This window comes from Pseudomonas sp. BLCC-B112 (genome assembly GCF_028550695.1).
In the GTDB taxonomy this organism is placed as follows: domain Bacteria; phylum Pseudomonadota; class Gammaproteobacteria; order Pseudomonadales; family Pseudomonadaceae; genus Aquipseudomonas; species Aquipseudomonas danubii.
This window is the reverse complement of sequence record NZ_JAQQGK010000007.1, coordinates 295,242-312,604: the sequence shown is the minus strand read 5'-3', so window position 1 is coordinate 312,604 and position 17,363 is coordinate 295,242. Positions and strand designations below refer to the sequence as shown.

At 62.2% G+C, this 17,363-nt stretch carries 13 protein-coding genes; 1 reads left to right on the top strand and 12 read right to left on the bottom strand.

Features of this window, described 5'->3' with window-relative positions; translation table 11 throughout:
• Positions 1-7 precede the first annotated feature (7 nt).
• The 12 genes from PQT43_RS20630 to PQT43_RS20575 form a co-directional block, all read right to left on the bottom strand.
• Positions 8-1,834, bottom strand: coding sequence for a hypothetical protein (locus tag PQT43_RS20630; protein ID WP_110596280.1), 1,827 nt, complete (start codon positions 1,832-1,834; stop codon positions 8-10).
• 3 nt (positions 1,835-1,837) lie between these two features.
• On the bottom strand, positions 1,838-3,124 hold the full coding sequence (locus tag PQT43_RS20625; RefSeq protein WP_253085106.1) for a hypothetical protein: 1,287 nt from the start codon (positions 3,122-3,124) through the stop codon (positions 1,838-1,840).
• A 13-nt stretch (positions 3,125-3,137) separates the two neighbouring features.
• Complete coding sequence (locus PQT43_RS20620; RefSeq protein WP_253085105.1) at positions 3,138-4,085, bottom strand: hypothetical protein; 948 nt, start codon at positions 4,083-4,085, stop codon at positions 3,138-3,140.
• Between the two features lie 66 nt (positions 4,086-4,151).
• Positions 4,152-6,599 carry a hypothetical protein gene (locus tag PQT43_RS20615; RefSeq protein WP_253085104.1) on the bottom strand — a complete coding sequence of 816 codons (2,448 nt, stop codon included), beginning with the start codon at positions 6,597-6,599 and terminating at the stop codon, positions 4,152-4,154.
• A 12-nt stretch (positions 6,600-6,611) separates the two neighbouring features.
• Positions 6,612-7,799 (bottom strand): hypothetical protein, encoded by a 1,188-nt coding sequence (locus PQT43_RS20610; RefSeq protein ID WP_250330465.1) that lies wholly within the window; start codon positions 7,797-7,799, stop codon positions 6,612-6,614.
• Entirely contained in the window at positions 7,778-9,223 is a 1,446-nt protein-coding gene (locus tag PQT43_RS20605; protein ID WP_102882393.1) for an alkaline phosphatase family protein, read from the bottom strand. Before PQT43_RS20605 ends, PQT43_RS20610 begins: the two co-directional genes overlap by 22 nt.
• Complete coding sequence (gene eboE, locus PQT43_RS20600) at positions 9,213-10,451, bottom strand: metabolite traffic protein EboE (protein WP_267268992.1); 1,239 nt, start codon at positions 10,449-10,451, stop codon at positions 9,213-9,215. The genes PQT43_RS20605 and eboE overlap by 11 nt, the downstream gene beginning before the upstream one ends.
• Positions 10,448-11,332 carry a TatD family hydrolase gene (locus PQT43_RS20595; protein ID WP_102865272.1) on the bottom strand — a complete coding sequence of 295 codons (885 nt, stop codon included), beginning with the start codon at positions 11,330-11,332 and terminating at the stop codon, positions 10,448-10,450. Before PQT43_RS20595 ends, eboE begins: the two co-directional genes overlap by 4 nt.
• Positions 11,333-11,386: 54 nt before the next feature.
• The gene (locus tag PQT43_RS20590) at positions 11,387-12,154 is read right to left on the bottom strand and encodes an EboA domain-containing protein (protein ID WP_110596273.1); all 768 of its coding nucleotides are present in this window, start codon (positions 12,152-12,154) and stop codon (positions 11,387-11,389) included.
• A complete protein-coding gene (locus PQT43_RS20585) occupies positions 12,151-13,035 on the bottom strand; it encodes a UbiA family prenyltransferase (RefSeq protein WP_213665109.1) in 885 nt (294 codons plus the stop codon). The genes PQT43_RS20590 and PQT43_RS20585 overlap by 4 nt, the downstream gene beginning before the upstream one ends.
• Positions 13,032-14,915 carry a 3-dehydroquinate synthase gene (locus PQT43_RS20580; RefSeq protein ID WP_272754519.1) on the bottom strand — a complete coding sequence of 628 codons (1,884 nt, stop codon included), beginning with the start codon at positions 14,913-14,915 and terminating at the stop codon, positions 13,032-13,034. Before PQT43_RS20580 ends, PQT43_RS20585 begins: the two co-directional genes overlap by 4 nt.
• Positions 14,916-15,682: 767 nt before the next feature.
• Complete coding sequence (locus PQT43_RS20575; RefSeq protein ID WP_267268990.1) at positions 15,683-16,231, bottom strand: cysteine hydrolase family protein; 549 nt, start codon at positions 16,229-16,231, stop codon at positions 15,683-15,685.
• A gap of 159 nt (positions 16,232-16,390) precedes the next feature.
• On the opposite strand from PQT43_RS20575, the gene PQT43_RS20570 reads away from it, so the two are divergent.
• Entirely contained in the window at positions 16,391-17,332 is a 942-nt protein-coding gene (locus tag PQT43_RS20570; protein ID WP_416375985.1) for a GlxA family transcriptional regulator, read from the top strand.
• Positions 17,333-17,363 lie beyond the last annotated feature (31 nt).

The following is a 17,363-nucleotide window of genomic DNA, read 5'->3' as shown; positions in this document are numbered from 1 at the left end:
TCCTTGTTCAGGGCTGCCAGGGCGTGCCGTTGAGATAGGCGGTCAGCAGGGAGCGTTGGCTCGGCGACATCGAACGCACCACGGACATGTACAAGGTGGTGTTCTGGTACTCGGGGGATATCCGGGCCAGGATCGCCTGTTTGTAGCCCATCACCGCGTCGGGTTGATTGAGCTGGATGTAGCGCGACATGGCAGGGAAGGCCAGGTAATGAAAGCGCAGCACGTTTTGAAACGCCTGCTCCCAGGTGACGATGCTGCCGGTTGGAATGCCGAAGTCGCTCCAGGCGTACTTGCGGAAGTTGCTGAAGCTCTGGGTCAGAAGGTTGTTGTCGATGGTGTAGGTCAGTGTGGTGAAACCGGCCTGGGTATTGGAACCGGCGACGGGGACGACGTTGAAGCTCACCGAAGGTTGACCGGCCGGCACCGTTACCGAGTTCGGTAGCTCCAGGAAGTTCCAGTAGCGATTGGCTTGATAGGCGGCGGTCGCCGAGGCGTCGATGCTGATTGGCGTATCTTCCTGTACCGGTGCTCCCAGGTAACGGACTTGCAAGGTGATCTGCACGCCGCTGCTGTTGGGGTCCAGGTAGGTGTTGCGCTGATCGCTGTAGACCCGATACGGGCATTCGGGGGCCGACAGCGCCGGGTTGCGGGTGGTCCCGGGGGCACTGATGCACAAGGGCGTGCTCTGCACCAACTGTGTCTGGGTCGAGTTGAGCGGCACGTCGATGATGCCGCCGTACCGGTAGTAGTCCTGCAGCAGCGGGTCGCTGGGCTCAAAGCTCGCCAGGGGCGTCGTTCCGGCCGCGATGGTGACGGTCCCGTAGTCGGCGTTGGGGCCGATGGGGCTGGTGATGTCGTCGCGTACAGCCCTGAACGTCTGCTTGGGGATCAGGTTGACCATGTCGATGCTCAGTTGCCCGTTGGCAACCTCGGCATAGGCAACGCTGTTGATGTTCAGGTCTTTGTCGGCATTGATGATTTGCCGGCCCGGCGGACAGATTTGCGGCTCATCGGTAAACGCCGTGGCCAGGGTGCCGATGACTCGGCCGATGCTCGGGTTCGGGCTGAACTGGTTGGCGGCGTAGTCGGCATTCAGTTGCTCGGTGGTCAGGGTCGGACACATTTCGAACATCACGAAACGCAGCACGATCCCAGTCGCGTTGGGCGCTTCGATCAGGGCCCTGAGCCCGGCACTCTCCTTGTTGTAGCTGACGATGCTGCTCAGCGGAAAGGTCAGTTGAAAGGTGCCGCTGGCATGGAAGGAGCCCGGTGAGTCCATGGTTGCCGGCTCCAGCACCCGGGTGTTGAGGTCGAAACTGCTGCACACGGTATCCCAGCGAATCAGTAGCTCAGGCGTGTTGCCGTTGCCGATCTGCAGGCCTCCGACAAAGATCTGGGTCGTGGTGCTGGCTGTGGGGTCCAGGTCGACCATCATCGGGCCGGAGTAGGGCCCTTGTCCGGTGCCGGGTGTAACGGAGCCGAGCAGGTAGACCGGCTGGCCGACCATATCCCCTTCCAGCGCAATGTTGCCCGGGGTGCCTTGGGAACTGATCAACGCGTTGTGCAGCGTCACCACGTGTTCGCCATAGTGGTTCCAGCCGCCGGCCGTGTACCGGCTGTTGGGGCCGATTCTCGGGTCCGGGGCGTTGATCAGTTGGTACAGGTGCTCATCGCTGTAGGTTTTGGCCTGGTCCGCCACGGTCGAGGTGGTCAGGTCGAACAGCTCAAGGGACGTGGTGATGCCGTTGGGCAAGGTCGGTGAGTTGTTCGGCACGCTGACGTCGGTGGAGATACCGCCCCAGAAGTTCAGTCGGGGTCCATTCAATATGCTCATGTTCTATTCCTTATCCTTGGTGACGCTGCTGACCGGGGCTTGGGCGAATCTGAACAGGAAGGAGAAGTCGCTCTTGTACTGGCTGTTGAGCGGTGCCGCCATGGAGTGGCAGTTCATGCAGCTGCTGTTGGGCTGGATGTAACTTTCCATGGTGACGTTGGCCGAAAGTGACGGCGTTGGCTGCCCCAACGGATTGCCGGGGTTGTCCGGCGACTGTGGGCGTTGGGTGGTGATCAACTGGTAGTACTTGAACACGCTCTGCTGTACCTGCGGATCGCTCTGGTACTGGGTATTGATCTGCTGGGTGACGTCCGTGATCGGGGTGACCCGGTTCAGCGGGTCAGGGGTGCTGAAGCTGCTACCGGGTTTGGGCGTACAGACCATCTTTCCCGCCTGTTGCTGCCACAGGCACGGGGACTGGTTGAGGCTTTCGGCGGGCGCCTTGGCGTTGAAGTAGGAGTAGAAAATCCCCGAGGCCGGTTGGTCTACCCAACGGCCCCCCAGCTGGGTCTTGGGCGGCACGTTGTCGACCTGCTCGAAGGTCGACCAGATCCACTGCGGGAACCCCTCCACCTTGCTGATGATGTGCAGCCCCACCAATCCCAAGTTGGCCTCGGTGGTGCCGTTGGGCTGTCCCTGACTGTCGAACTGGGTGACCAGTGCCTTCATCGTCAGATAGCGGCTGCTGTCGTCGGCGCTGGTGAGGATGCGCCAGCTGCTCTTGATCTCGCCGGCGTTGTTGGGAAAGCCGATGTTCTTCGCGGCATCGACGACCACCGCGTTGTAGAAGTCGTTAGCGACGATGTAGTTGTAGGAGACCTCGTTGGCGGCGATGTCGTAGTAGGTCGGATTGCCGCGCTGATCAATCAGCCAGCCGCCCACCGCCTGGTTGTCCGCTTGCACCACCTGAGTGTTCTTGACCGCGGCAATGTTGATCAGGCTGAGGTTTCTGCGGGGCAGTTGCGAGTTCCAGGGGCCCGGATTCTTGGCCCCGGGGAGGAAGGTCTCGCTGACGCTCTTGTAGGTCTGCCACACGGTATCGCCTGGGCTGCCCAGGGGCTTGCTGCAATCGGCCACTCCGCGCTGTCCCGCCTGGGCCGGCCAACTCAGGTTAATGAACATCTGCCAGCTGTATTGATCGAAAGCCTGCTGCGAGGCGCCGGCGGCAGGCACCGTGGCTGTGGGTGGGCAGCTGGTTTGCGCCCCCGCTGCGCTGGGTTGCAGGGCGCTGGCTTGCTGGCTGCCCAGGCCAAGCAACAACAGGGCGGTGAAACGGCTCCAACGGTTCATGAGGCTGCTCCTGTCACTGCGGGGTGGGTGAAAGTTGGTTCCACTGTGGCCGTGCACCGTTCTTCAGCGATGGCGGTGGCGTGAAGAGCTGGCAGTTAGGCGGGTTGGCCGGGCACATCTTCGCCACCTGGTCCCAGGTCTTGGCCGGGTCCGGCTTTGCATTGCTCCAGTTGCGGTAGTTCTGGCTGACGATTGGCGCGTTGGCGACGCTGGCATCACCGGAGAAATAGAACGACTGCGGATGTTGATAGGCCGGTTGGCCCGGACCGTCGCTGGTGGCCTGCTTGTAGAAGGCATAGCCGAAGAGGATGGGGGGGCTGCCTTTGCCGGGTTTGAGCTCCAAGGCGTAGGCCTGCACGCTGCCGTCCAGATGCTGGCTGCGGGCGGCGCTGTAGGGCAGGTGCTTGATGAAGTCCCGGCGTGGCGGATGGTTCATGGGCGAGAACAGGCAGCAGGCTGGCATGTCCTTGGGCCGGTCCTCAGGGTAGGTGAGGAAGTAGGCCTTGTTACCCAGGGAGACAAAGGAGCAGGTGTAGTTGTTGTCCTTGATCGGGAAGATCGGCAGGCAGTATTTCTCGTAGTGCTCCATCATCGCCCCGGAGCCGTCACCGTCGGCCGGGACATAGTCGTTGTCGTAGTAGCTGCTGCCCTGGGACACGGTGTAGTCGGCAGGTTGCAGGGTGCTGGGCGGGCTGCTGTAGGGCGGCGGGTTCTTCTCGTAGTTGGCGGTGACCCGGTACATGGTCCAGTCACTGACCCAGGTTGCCGGATAGAGCGGATCGGTCGGCTCGCCGGCCTTGCGCTTGATCACGCAGTTGTTGTTCAGGGCATTGCAGCCCTTGGTGTTGTGCACGCCCATGTTGAAGTAGACGTTGTCGGGGTATTTCTGGGCCCACAGTGTCTGGCTGGCGCACAGCAGGGTGGCGGCCAACAGCAGGCGCTTGAAGAAACTGGCGTTCATCTGACTCTCCTTTGCAAAGCCGGGCGACCCAGGTCGCCCGGTGTTCCAGTGCATGGCCGTTGCGGCTCAGCCTTGCTGATAGTCGTCGAGGTTCAGCGGGGTCGGCGGGTAGCCGGTGCTCACCAGGTCCTTGGCCCAGATTTCCAGCACCTGGCGCCGGCTCTGCGGCAAGTCCCGGGTGATGGGCATGGCCAGGGTGCTGGCCTCCTGATACTCCTTGCTGATCAGTTTGATGAACTGCTCGATCGCGCCCTCAATGCGTTGCAGGGAGTTGAGCGGCATGTACTTGTTCATGATCGGGTAGAGGTAATAGAAGGGCTGGAGGATCTGCGGAAAGATGAACTCCTTCCAGATCCGCACATTGGCGTCGTCGAACTGGTACACCCGGTTCCAGCAGTCGATGAAGTCCTTGAGCATCTGCGGCTCTTGCGGCAGCACCCGCAGCGGCGAAAGGAAGTCGGTGAAGGCTTCGGTGTAGGAGAAGCTGAACGGAATGCCCGTCGGATCGTCCTGGATGAAAAACCGCACAGTGGGGAAGCCCGGCGCCACGGCATGCACCGTCAACTGGGCAATGCCGTCGGCATTGGTCTGGATGCGGGTCAGGCTGTACTTCACGGTGGCGCCCATGCCGGCGTTATTATCCAGTTTCCCGCTCATCGCTTGCGGGTTCTCGAACCTCAGGCAGGGCCTCAGATCGACCGCGGCCGGGGTTTTCAGGAACTCCTGATAGGTGATGGCGTTGCTGACCGACTCATTGCACGCGGAACCCCTGACGGTCATGGCACTCAGGCGTCTGCCACTGCCCTCCATTAACAGGCTCGGATGCTGCGAACCGCCGATGAACTGGGGCATTCCCTGCTCGTTCTTGGCACGTGCATCGGGATAGTCAGTGATCAGCACGAAATCCGCCGGGTTGCTGAACGCCAGGTAGTAGTTGCTGGTGGTCAGCATAAAGGCGTTGTTGTACTCGGCGACCCACAAGGTGGTGCCGGCCGCTGCGGGCTTGCCGTTGTTTTGCACCATGATGTTCAGCGTCCGGCTGTCACCGACGTCGATGAAGCTGCCGCTCTCGATGACTTCCGCGGTCCACGTCTGCTGAGTGGCGGCGATGGTTTCGCTACCTTTCAGCCGCAGCGCCAGGCTGCCCTGTTGCAGCAAGGTTTGGGCGCTGGCGTCCAGGGGCAGGTCCAGCAGACCGGAGCGCTTATCGAATGCCGTTTGCTGATACTGCTCGAAGCCAAAACTGGTCAATGCCTTGAAGGTTTCCGAGTCGCTTCCCTGCAAGACACCCAGTTCATACGCGCCGACGTTGAATTTGGCGGCGACCGGAAGGCCGGTGTTCAGCCGGTCCGGATCGGGGTCGACTGCTCCGTCATGGATGGCCGGGTAGATTGGGAAGGTGTTGCCCAAGTCCAGGGACAAGATGTTGTCATGCAGTTGGGCGCTGGTTACCCCCAGATTGATCACGGTTCTCGGATCGTCTGGCGCGCCGATCACCGTGTCTCCCGGTGTCACTTTATAGAACGGTACCCGAGCATTGGGCACCAGGCGCGGGCCTGCCGGCGCGGTAGGGAACTCATTTTTCAGCCACAGGCCCAATATGCCGGCTGTGCGGCTGTGGGCCGGGTTGAAAAAGGTTTCGGTCGGGTTGTCCAGGCCCATCTGGTACAGCATCTGCAGCCTGGATATGTCCCAGGGCGCCTGCGAGTGGCTGTTGACCACCTTGAAGTCATTGAACAGACCATTCTTGTCGTAAACGGTCAGGTAAGTGGTGAACCTGAGCATCAGGCCCTGGGCGTCCTTGTTCTGCTCCATTTCATCTTTCAGGCTCTGCAGCAATGGCGAACCGCCGACGACCCAGTCCACCTGATCCTTGGTAAAGCAGGTCTGCCAGGTGCAGGTCACATAAACCAGGCCGCCGAACGCCCCCCACTTGAAGTCAAGGAAGCGGTTGAGCATGCGGCAGCCTTGTTTCAGGGTTACACCGCAGGTGGCATCGCCCAGCGTTATCCTGTCGAAGTACAGGGCGGTGAAGGTGTTCTGCCAGGGGCTGACGTCGACAAAACGTGCCGCAGTCGGGCTCGGGTTACCGAACGAGTTGCCCAGCAGTTGGTAGGGCTTGTTGATCAGCGGATCACTGTCGATGTAGCTGTCGACCTTGGATTCCCCGCCAATGATCACCGAGCGGGCCTTTTGGTAATTGACGGTGCCGCAGGCGTTGTCGCCGAACAGATCCCACTCGGCGGGAATCATCGGGTAGTTGTCGGGATCGCCGTTGGTGGGCACCTGCAGCACGTAGTCGGGGACGTTCTTGTAGGCCAGCGGCGTGATGCCCCAGGGCATCAGCGTTTGCGGGGCATTCTTGTCGTTGATCCCGTACCGGTTCAGGAAAGGCCAGTTCATCTGCATCTTCACCGCGTCGTATAGCGGCAGCACATCGTTGTTGTTGAAGGTTGGCGGGTTCCAGAACATGAAACCGTTGAGGTAGATCCGTGGAAAGTTCAAGACGCTCATGGGCTGCTCTCCTTAGCGTTTCCACTGGGCGCGTTTGAGCGACCAGACGTAATCCAGTTTTTGATAACCGATGAAGTCTTTGTCCGGCAGTACGCTGGTGGGGTAGAGGATTCCGCCTGTGTGGTCGATGTTGAACGAGAAGAAGGTGTTCTTCTTCGTCGAATAGGCCGCCGTGCTGTGGCAGGCCAGGCACGATGAGGAGCCTTGGAACGCCGACTCCAGTTGGGAGTTGGCCAGCAGCTTGGGTTCGGCAAGGTTCTGGTCGTACTGCACACCGATCAGTTCGTACTGGGCCAGGTTCGAATACTGCTGCTGGAAGCTGGTGTTCACCGGTTTGGCCGCCTCGGTGGGGCCGGTGATGTTGGTCATCGGCTTGGGTGGGGTGTCATTGGTGACGGTGTACTTGGGATTGTTGCGGTTTTCGAAGGTGGTCCAGACCCAGTCCGGGGTCAGCTTGTTGATCACATGCATGCCGCTCAGGGCGGCGTAGCCCACCTGATACTGACCCGTGCTGTCCACGTAATAGGCCTGGGAGATGTAGTACCCGTCCTGGGTCAACAGGGCCTTGAAGTCCTGGTCGGTTCCGATCCAGAACCAGGAGGTTTTCAGCTCCCAGGCCGTGTCCGGGAAGTCCAGGTTGCTGGTGAGCTTGGCCAGGCCATCGCGGTTGTAGATCTTGTTGGCGACGATGTAGTTGAAGGTGTCCTCGCCCATCAACAGGTGAAAGCGCACCAACTGTTCGTTTTTCGACGGTGGCACCGGTGGGCCGCTGCGCATTTTCAGAGCCAGGCCATCCACCTGCTGGATGCCGTTCTGCGGGCTGCCTGGCATGTCGTTGCCGAGAAACTGAAACAGCCCTTTGGGGTCCATGCCCTGCTTTTGTGCCAGTTCCGGGACTTCGCTCGGCAGGTTTTCATGGTCGGAGTAGGGCAGGGGCTCGGCCCCCTTCAACAGGTAAACCTGATCGGAAGGCTTGAACGTTTCCCAGACCCGATTGTTGTTGTGGCTGGCATCCGGCTGGTTGAGGCAGACAAACCAGTTCCAGGCCATGGTTTCCGGGCTCTGCTTGAACGTCGCCAGAGTGGTCGTGGGGTCGTCTGCGAAGGTCAGGAACTTGTTGCAATCGAAGGTGTTCGGGCTCTGTGCCTGAGCGAGACCGCTCAACACACTGAGTACCGCTATAGGGATGGTTCGCCGCATGGAATCTCCTTGGCTTGAGCCGTGTCGTCATAGGGGCGCCCTAGGAAATGCTCTAGGAGCAGGTGCTTTACCGCAGTGGCCGGCAGATGCTCCGGCAGTGGTAAATCGCAATCGGTGATCAATAGCGGCCCCACCTCATCGTTGCTCGGCAAGCGTCCGTGGCTGCCGCGAATCAGTCGGGTGTCCAGGGGAATCAGGTCCATGTAGTAGCGAAAGCCGAGCTTCTTCTGCAGCAGGCGGCGGGCGACCCGCAGCTTGGGAAAGCGGATCGCCGGATCGATGAACAGCTCCAGCGGGTCATAGCCCGGCTTGCGGTGGATATCCACGGTGCGGGCGAAGTCCGGGGCCAGGCGGTCGTCGAACCAGTAGTAGTAATCGAACCAGAAGCCCGGGGCGGCCACCGCCACCAGCTCGCCGCTGCGCGGGTGATCCAGCTGCCAGGCCCGCTGTTCGGTTTTATCCAGCACCTGCTCGATGCCCGGCTGGCGCTGCAGCAGGGCCTTGACCCGAGCAATGTCCCTGGGCTGGCGCACGTAGACGTGGGCGATCTGATGGTCGGCCACGGCAAAGGCGGCACTGGCGCCGGGGTCGAGCAGCTCCCAGCTCAGGGAGCGGCGTACTTGCAGCAGGCCCTGTTCCCGTAGCACGCGGTTGATGGAGATTGATTGCTGCACCGCTTCGATGCCGTATTCGGAAACCAGCATCACCGCCGCGCCTTGTTGCTGGGCAAAGTCCAGCAGGCGCCCGACTTCATGGTCGATAGCCCGCACTTCGTCGCTGATGGACGGATGCTCGGGCCCCAGGCGTTGCAGGCTGTAGTCCAGGTGCGGCAGGTAGATCAGTTGCAGGTCGGGGCGGCTGATCTGGAACTCGGCGATGGCGCAGTCGACGATCCAGCGACTGGAGGCAATGCCCGCCGCCGGGCCCCAGAAGCCCGGAAAGGGAAACTCGCCAATCTGCCGTTCGATGCGTTCGTGCAGCCCGGGCGGTGACGAGTAGAGGCCGAACATCTTGCGCCCGTCGGCCGGGTAGTGGGGGCGTGGCGTAATGGCGGCATCCACCTCGGCGTACATGTTGAACCACCAGAACAGCTGGCTGCAGCGCAGGCCGGGGATCTCACGTTGCAAGGTCTGCCAGACCTTTTCACCCTGGATCAGCGCATTGGGCTGCAGCCAGAAGCGCACTTCGGCCTGATCGCGGAAATACCAGCCGTTGCCGACAATGCCGTGTTGCGAAGGCGGTAGGCCGGTGAGGATCGAGGCCTGTACCGTCGAGGTCACGGCCGGGAACACCGGGCGCAGCCGGGCCATTTTGGCCCGTTGCAGCAGGGCGTTGATCCGCGGCGTGGCCGGGCCCAGCAAGCTGGGGGTCAGGCCGACCACGTTGATCAGCAGCAGGGGCTGGCGCAGTGCTTCAGAGGGCATGGGCTGGCGCCTCCATGGGGGACGATTGCCCATGCAGCAAGTGCCGCTGGCGCAACTGTTGTTCAACCCACTGCAGCTCTGCGGCAATGCCTTGGAGCAGGGCTTGTTCGGTGTCCGGACGCAGGGTGCCGGGCAGTACGTTCCAGCTGTAGGTCTCGACTTCCAGCACCGGCTGGCACTGCGGATGGGCGGCGAGAAAGTCGAAGGTGCGCATCAGGGCCTGCTGGCTGCCGTTGAGCTCCGGCAACAGGAACTGTTCACTGAACAAGGGTACGTGAAAGTGAATGCGCAACTCGGGGCACTGGCCCTGCACCGGTTCCACCGCCTGCAGTGCCTTCGGCAGATCGGCCCAGGCCAGCAGTTGGCCTTTGCGGTCACGGGCTTTCACCTGATGCAGGTAGGTGGCTTCGGCGAAGTTGCCCAGGGCCTGCAGCACCTGCTCGCGGCGTGCCAGGTCCGTCACCGGCAAGTGACAGATCAGTGCATTGGACAGTTGGATCTTGCCCACCGGAATGCGCGCCTGCAGCAGCCGTTGCAGCGATTGGTAGCAGTCCTCGAAGACCACCGCCTGATGGCAGACGTCGAAGCACAGCGCCAGGTATTGATGGTGGGGATCGGTGGCTTTCCAGCGCTGAAAGAAGGCGATGGCCTGATCGGTGTTTTCCAGTACGCAGTCCGGCTCCATCTCCAGGCACAGCAGGATCTTCTTGCCGCTGCGCCGATGCAGGCTGGCCAGCCCGGCAGTCAACTGCAACAGTTGGGCCTCGGCCTGTTGTTGCTGGGCGTCGTCCCAAAGGGCGGCATAACCCAGGGGCACGCTGGAAATCACGCCCTGTTGGCAGTCCAGGGGCAGGGCGGCGGCGAGCAACTCCGCCAGTTGCAGGCTGTACTCCAGGCGTTGCGGTTCGGCCCAGGTCGGTCGGTAGACCTCGGCCTTCACCGCACCCTGATGGAACTGACCGTAGGGAAAGCCGTTGAGGGACGTCAGGCGCATCCCGCTGTCGTGCAACAGCCCGAGGAAGGATTCGCGCACTGCGGGCTGCTGCAGCTCGGCGGCCGCCTGGGCGCTGATCCACAGGCCGCTGTCCTGCACCGCCAGGCCACGCTGGCGGCGCACCCCCTGGAAGTGCTGGAGGATCGAACTCTTCAGGCCGGCCACGTCCCGCGCCGGGTGCACGTTGCTGCAGTAACCGATCTGCGCGGCGCTCCAACCGGCCCGGGCGCTCATTTGACCACCGGTTCCTGGCCGCGCAGGGCGGAGTTGTCCTGCCATTGGCGCCGCTGGTCGATGGGCAGCGGGGTGCTCACCTGTTGCTTGTCGAGTTGTCCGCTCTGGGCGAAGAAATCCACCGGGTTATGGAACAGCACCTGTTCCACCTGGGCTTCGCTGAATCCGGAGGCGAGCATGGCCTGGCCGGTCTTTGGCACCTTGAGCGGATCGCTGATGCCCCAGTCGGCGGCGCTGTTGACCACCATCTTCTCGGTGCCGTACTCCTTGAGCAGGGCCACCATGCGCTGCTCCGACATCTTGGTGTTGGGGTAGATGGAGTGCCCGCGCCAGCAGTCGCTGTCGAGCACCAGGGGCAGGGTCAGTTCGTTGAGGTGGTCGATGATCACCAGATGCTCGGCGATGCCCACTTCACGGATCACCGCCAGGGTGCGCTTGGTGCCGCCGATCTTGTCCCGATGTGGGGTGTGCACCAGCACCGGCAAGTTGAACTGCTTGGCCAGCTCCAGTTGCGCGGCGAGAAAGCGGTCTTCCTCGGGGGTGATGTCGTCGTAGCCGATCTCGCCCACCGCGACCACACCGTCCTTGACCAGATAGCGCGGCAGGATCTCCAGCACCTCGTTGGCCACCGACAGGTCATTGGCTTCCTTGGGATTGAGGCCGATGGTGCAGAAGTGGTGAATGCCGAACATGCTGGCGCGAAAGCGCTCCCAGCCCAGAAGGGTGTCGAAGTAGTCAATGAAGCTGCCGACGCTGGTGCGCGCCTGGCCTTGCCAGAAGGCCGGCTCGATCACCCCGGTGATCCCGGCGGCGGCCATGTTCTGATAGTCGTCGGTGGTGCGGCTGACCATATGAATGTGCGGATCGAAGTACTTCGGCATGGTGAGTCCCTGATGCAGTGGTAGAGAAAATTGAGTGGGTGCGCCGGTGTCGAATCAGGCGTCGGGTGGCAAGTGCTGGAGCCAGTGCGGTGGCAGTCGTCGCTGCTGGCACAGGTGGCGCAAGCGTTGGCGCTGGGCCTGGCTCAACAGCTCGAAGGCGATGGCATGGGGCAGCCCGTCGCTGACACTGCGGAACGCCGCCAACTGTTCTTCCATATGCTCCAGGGCCAGTTGGTTGAGGTCGACGCTGTGGCGCTGGGCCAGGCCTTTGACGCGGCCACTGTCCAGGCCCATGCCCAGGGTCTTGAGCAGCAACTGGTGAAAGGCCCGGTCGTGGTAGTGGCGAGCGGGAAAGGGGTTGTCCAGGGCGAGGGCGGCGAACACTTCACGGTTGTTGGTACGTCCTGCCTGGAGCGCCAGTTCGAGGCTGCGCCCTTCTGTGTCGAGGTCATCGAGGACCCTGAGCAGTACGCTTTTTTCCTGGTCATCGCCCCACAGAAACAGCTGGCGCAGCAGGGCCAGTTGATCGCCGCCGGCCTGCTGTTCCAGCAGTTGCTCCAGGAGCAAGGCGCGGGCCAGTTGAGTCCGGTTCCAGCCTGGGCTGGCGCTGACCTCGGCGTTGCCAAAGCGACGCTTGCACTGGCTGCTGAGCAGCACCAGGGTGTTGGCCGACGGTTGGCTGGCCAGTTGCTCCAGGGCGGCGTACCACCAGCGGCGGTTCTCGTCGTCGAGCTGGTCATCCAGTTGGCGGCGGCGTTCGGCAAAGGCCTCATGGCGCATGACGAGCGGGAGCGAGGCGGGGAAAGTGACGTCCATGGTCATGTCGGCTTGATCCAGCGTTGAAGGTGGGGCAGCAGAAAGAACACCAGCACGCACAGCAGGCTGCCCAGGGGTTGATTGGCCAGGGCCAGCACCAGGGCATCGAACAATGGCAGGGCGGCGAGGCCAGCACCGATAAAGGCACGAATCTGCCGCTGTCGCGGGTTGGCCAGGTGGCGCCGGTAGTGCCAGCCCAACCAGCCCAGCCACAGCAGCAGGACCAGCCAGAACACCCCGTTGTCTGCGTAAGCGGCGAGGGCCAGGGGGCTGAGCATCAGCAGCAGCGGCAGGCGGCTGAGCAGTTGGTTGCGATGCTCCAGCCGCGCCAGGTAGGTCAGGCCGGCGATGTAGGTGCCCAGCAGCGCGGCACATAGCCACAGCGGCTGCGGTGGCATGGCCAGGCTGGCGGCGGCGGTCAGGTACAGGGCCGAGCGGCAGCCGCCCATGAGCCAGACGCTGTGGGGGTATTTTTTGTGCAGCAGGTTGTAGGCCAGGATGAACAGCAGCAGCAAGCCGGCGCTGGCCAGCAGCCAATGAGGCTGCGCGATCAGGTGGCTCAGGCCCAGTACCGACAGCGCCGCCAGCAGCAACAGGGCGGCGGTGGCCAGGCTGACCTGAGTCCGGCTGACCAGGCCCAGGACAATCGGCCGCGGGTTCTGATGTTGCTGGTCCCAATCGGCATCCAGCAGGTCGTTGAGCAGCATCCCGGCCAGGTACAGCGCCGAGAGCGCCACCAGCAGCAGGGTCCACACCAGTGGCGAGGGCGGTGCCAGGGTGGTGGCGCTGCTGGCCAGCAGCGCGGCGGCCAGGGCGTTGGTCCACACCGTCGGCAGGTTGGATACCCGGCCTAGGGTCAGCCAGGTGGTCAGGGAGGAGTGGCTCATTGGGCGCAGCCTTCGGTCCAGGCGAAGTCCGGCCCACCGAAACTGCTCAGACGCAGCAGGGCCTGCTCCATGACCGGCAGTTCGATGTGGTGCACATCGGTGGACTGGCCCAGGCGGTTGAGCATCGGGATCGACAACTGGCCCCCCAGGTGCTGGCGAAACTCCTCCAGCCCCAGCAGCACCAGGGAGCGGCCCTGGGCATCCTGCAAGCGCAACTCCGGCGGGCACAGGTTGAAGCCGAGCTTGTCCAGCAGTTGCAACAGGCGCTGGGTTTCAGCATGGCTCAGCAAGCCGGTGGCATTGGCATAGAGCGCGTCCAGGGCCATGCCCACCGCCACCGCCTCACCATGGCGCAAGCGATGCTGGCTGAGGTTCTCCAGCTTGTGCGCAGCCCAGTGCCCATAGTCCAGGGGGCGGCCATTGCCCCGTTCGAAAGGGTCGCCGGCCCCGGTGATATGGCCCAGATGCAATTGCGCACAGCGGAAGATGGCGTAGCGGCTGGCGCTGTGTTCAAAGCTCGCCAGGGCCTCGGCCTGCTGCTCCATCCACTGGAAGAATGCAGCGTCCTTGATCACGGCCACTTTCACCGCTTCGGCCAGCCCGGCGATCTGGTCCCGGGGTGACAGGCTGAGCAGCAGCTGGAAGTCGTTGATCACCGCCGTGGCTGGGTAGAAGGCGCCCAGCAGGTTCTTCTGGGCGAACGCGTTGATGCCGTTCTTGACCCCGATGCCGGCGTCGTTCTGGGCCAGCACCGTGGTCGGGATGCGGATCAGCCGCATCCCCCGATGAAAGGTGGCGCAGGCATAGCCGACGGCGTCCAGTACCGCGCCGCCGCCCAGGGCCAGCACATAGCAGTGGCGGTCCAGGCCGTGTTCAAGCATGTGGGCATACAACCGCTGGAGCACGTCCGGGGTCTTGCTCAGTTCGCCCGCCGGCACCGGGATCGGTGCGGCCTGCAGATGCAGGTCGGCAGCGTGGGCGCTGAAATAGGCGTCGATCTGTTGCGGCAGTTGTGGGCAGCACTGCAGCAATTGTTCATCGATGAACACCAGCACGGTGGTGCGTCCCTGTTGCGCCTGGACCAGTTGCCGGTGCAGGCAGGGATTGTCGGCCTGGAAAATGTGATCGGTGAACAGCACCGGGTAGTGGTAGCTCACCTCGAAGCGTCCTTCCAGAGTATGGTTTTGCTCCATCGGCGGCTGCGCAGCGCGAGGCTTGAGCAGGCTGCGGGCGCCCAGGACCAGCCCCGGCAGCACCATGCTGGCGAGAATGGTCGCCAGCAGTGCGTTCTGCTCCACCAGCAAACTGCCGATGGCGGCGTAGGCCAGGGCCAGCCCGGCATTGGCCAGGGTGGTGACCAGCAGGAACTGGCGCAGTGGATAACGCTGCATGCCCGCGGCCAGCACCGAGGTCTCTGCCAGCACTGGAACTCCGCGCAGGCAGATCAGCGACAGGGTGCTGAGGCGATAGGCCAGTTGCCCCGGCTGCCAGCTCCTGAGCCCCAGCCAGTTGGATAACAGGCGAAAGTAGCCGGCCCCCAGCCAGTAGCCCAGACAGGCTCCCAGGCACAGGCCGATGAAAATCACCAGATAGCCGCCAACGGCGCCCAGGACCGCAACGGCCAGCAGCGCCACCAGGCTGGAAGGCACCGGCAAGAGCACGTCCAGGGCCAGCAGGGTGACCAGCAGCAGAGCGAGGCTGGTGCGTTGCACGGGATCGGAAGGGAGGAAGTTGCCAAGGTGATTCAGCAACTGTTGGATCTGTTGTTCAAACAGCAGGAAGCTGGCGACCACCAGGATCGAAAACAGCACTAACGAGAGCCAGTAATTTTCGGCCGCACCCTTGAATGAAAAAACTCGAGGCAATGAACTGCGCTTCATCAAGCATCCCTCTTGATTAATATGACTAATTCCGTGTCAGTCTCAGCTGGGGCAGGCGGGGGGCGTCCGGTTATTGAACTCCTCGACAGTTATTATTGGTTTTCTGGCGGCTGAAGAGCACTTCAGTGGCGAGTAGCTATCAACTTAGCCAAGGCCGCTGGATTTGCAAGTAAGGTGATTGAAGTGGCTCGCAAGGCTCTTTTCTGGCGCGCTGGGAAAGTATCGGGTTCGGCTGCTGATACTGTTGAAAACACCCTCACAAGGGACGTGGTGCAACCTTGTTGCTTGGCTTTAAGGGCAATGAATCCGGGGTGGGGAGTCCTGTGATAGGTGAGTTCTTGTTTTTTGCTATATGTCTTATTTGCTTTGGTTATATTGAATTACAGGTAACCGTAAGAAGTAAGCACTGAGATTTATAAGTGTTGATGTTATTAGGCGCGAAGCGACTCTTGGTAAAGCTCAAGGCAGGATTTGAAATAATCAGGGGTTAAAACATTTCCATTAGTCAGCTATTGAATGTCGACCATTGTTAATGGCGCCATTTATTTGACCGCTTTGAGTTGTGACGGCGAGAGTTTGGTCGTAACTAACAATTAGCCTGGATAACAAGAATCATTCTTAAGTAGTTCGGGAAGTTGTCTTGCTGGCGACAACAGGCGGTGTGGCGTGCTTGCCTGTGGATACCTGTCCGGGGCAGGTCTGCCTGCCCAGACACAAACGGCGGTGAGGCTGAGCTCACCGCCATCGTCGGCGCAGAATGCAAGCGATCAGGCCGCGAGGAACTCTTCGGTGGACAGGACATCGGCGTAGGCGAATGACAGGGCCGACATCACCGCGCTTTGTACTTGCGCCGCCGGTACTCGCTGGCCGTTGAACTCCAGGTCGAGGGTGGCACAGGCGTCGTGTATCACCTTGACCGGGTAGCCCAGGTCGGCAGCAGCCCGTGCGGTGCCCTCTACGCACATGTGGCTCATGTTGCCCACGATCACCAGTTCATCGATGCCCTGTTGCTGGAGGATCGCCTGCAGCTCGGTTTCCCGGAACGAGTTGACGAAGTGCTTGAGCACCACGGGTTCGTCGGCGCGGTTCAGCACCTTGGGGTGCAAGTGCGCACCCTCGGAGCCTGGGGTGAAAAAGGGCGCGCTGTCGGAGGTGAATTCGTGGCGGATGTGCACCACCGCTTGCGCCTTCTGGCGAAAGGCCTGGATCAGCCTTGCCGCGTTGTCCGCCGCCGCGTCGACCCCGACCAGGGGCCATTTGCCGTGGGCGAAGTAGTCGTTCTGGATATCGATTACGATGAGCGCCTGTTTGGCCATGGGTGTTGCCTCCAAGTGAGTGGATAACCTGGGGCCCAGTATCGGTGGCCCTTGCTCCCAGGAGGATTGGCCGCATCGACATTAACAGGGGGAAAACTGACAGTGGGCATTCAAGGCTCGGTCGCCGAACTGGGCGTACTGCTTTATCCCGGGGTACAGATGGCGGCGGTGCATGGTCTGACCGATCTGTTCGAAGTGGCCAATCGGATTGCCGGTGAACAGCCCCTGGCGCAACTGCCGCGGTTGCGGGTCAGCCATTGGCAAGCCTCTGAGGCACAAGGCCCACGGCGGATCTATGACAGCCAGGAGGGAGAGAGCGGCAACCTGCTGGCCGTGGTGATACCGCCTTCGTTGGCAGGTTTTTCCGCGAACCAGTCGTCCTCTGCCCTGGTGAGCTGGTTGAGCCAGCAGCATGCGGCCGGCGCTACGCTTGGCGGGGTCTGTGTGGGCTCGATCCTGCTGGCCGAGAGTGGCCTGCTCGATGGCCGCAGCGCCACCACCCACTGGACCTCGGCCAAGGCGTTCGCCGCCCGTTATCCACAGGTGCGCCTGGAGGCCGACCAACCCATAGTCGACGATGGCGACCTGATCACCACGGCCGGGCTGATGGCCTGGGCCGAACTGGGACTGCGCCTGGTGGACCGCCTGCTGGGGCCGAGCATCGCCAGTGCCACGGCGCGTTTTCTAGTGATGGAGCACAGCGACAGCGCCAGCCAGTGCGGCAGCAATTTCGCGCCGATCCTCAACCATGGTGATGGGGCGATCCTCAAGTTGCAGCACTGGCTGCAGGCCAATGGCGCGGTGGATGTGTCGCTGCCGACGATGGCGCAACAGGCGGGTCTTGAAGAGCGCACCTTGCTGCGACGTTTCCGCGCCGCCACCGGCCTCAAACCGACCCAGTACTGCCAGCACCTGCGGGTGGGCAAGGCGCGGGAGATGCTGGAGTTCACCAACGGCACCATCGATCACATCGCCTGGACCGTGGGTTACCAGGACCCGGCGACCTTTCGCAGCCTGTTCAAGAAAATCACCGGTCTGGCCCCCAGCGAATACCGCAACCGCTTCGGTGTGTCTCCCAGTGCCGCCAATCGGGGGCAATAGACTCGGCGCCGGTTAAGTCTGATCCCATAGC

Bases quoted from the DNA above. Each gene is read 5' to 3' on its own strand.
- PQT43_RS20630 (WP_110596280.1), bottom strand. From the start codon at position 1,834: ATGAGCATATTGAATGGACCCCGACTGAACTTCTGGGGCGGTATCTCC.
- PQT43_RS20625 (WP_253085106.1), bottom strand. From the start codon at position 3,124: ATGAACCGTTGGAGCCGTTTCACCGCCCTGTTGTTGCTTGGCCTGGGC.
- PQT43_RS20620 (WP_253085105.1), bottom strand. From the start codon at position 4,085: ATGAACGCCAGTTTCTTCAAGCGCCTGCTGTTGGCCGCCACCCTGCTG.
- PQT43_RS20615 (WP_253085104.1), bottom strand. From the start codon at position 6,599: ATGAGCGTCTTGAACTTTCCACGGATCTACCTCAACGGTTTCATGTTC.
- PQT43_RS20610 (WP_250330465.1), bottom strand. From the start codon at position 7,799: ATGCGGCGAACCATCCCTATAGCGGTACTCAGTGTGTTGAGCGGTCTC.
- PQT43_RS20605 (WP_102882393.1), bottom strand. From the start codon at position 9,223: ATGCCCTCTGAAGCACTGCGCCAGCCCCTGCTGCTGATCAACGTGGTC.
- eboE (WP_267268992.1), bottom strand. From the start codon at position 10,451: ATGAGCGCCCGGGCCGGTTGGAGCGCCGCGCAGATCGGTTACTGCAGC.
- PQT43_RS20595 (WP_102865272.1), bottom strand. From the start codon at position 11,332: ATGCCGAAGTACTTCGATCCGCACATTCATATGGTCAGCCGCACCACC.
- PQT43_RS20590 (WP_110596273.1), bottom strand. From the start codon at position 12,154: ATGACCATGGACGTCACTTTCCCCGCCTCGCTCCCGCTCGTCATGCGC.
- PQT43_RS20585 (WP_213665109.1), bottom strand. From the start codon at position 13,035: ATGAGCCACTCCTCCCTGACCACCTGGCTGACCCTAGGCCGGGTATCC.
- PQT43_RS20580 (WP_272754519.1), bottom strand. From the start codon at position 14,915: ATGAAGCGCAGTTCATTGCCTCGAGTTTTTTCATTCAAGGGTGCGGCC.
- PQT43_RS20575 (WP_267268990.1), bottom strand. From the start codon at position 16,231: ATGGCCAAACAGGCGCTCATCGTAATCGATATCCAGAACGACTACTTC.
- PQT43_RS20570 (WP_416375985.1), top strand. From the start codon at position 16,391: ATGGCGGCGGTGCATGGTCTGACCGATCTGTTCGAAGTGGCCAATCGG.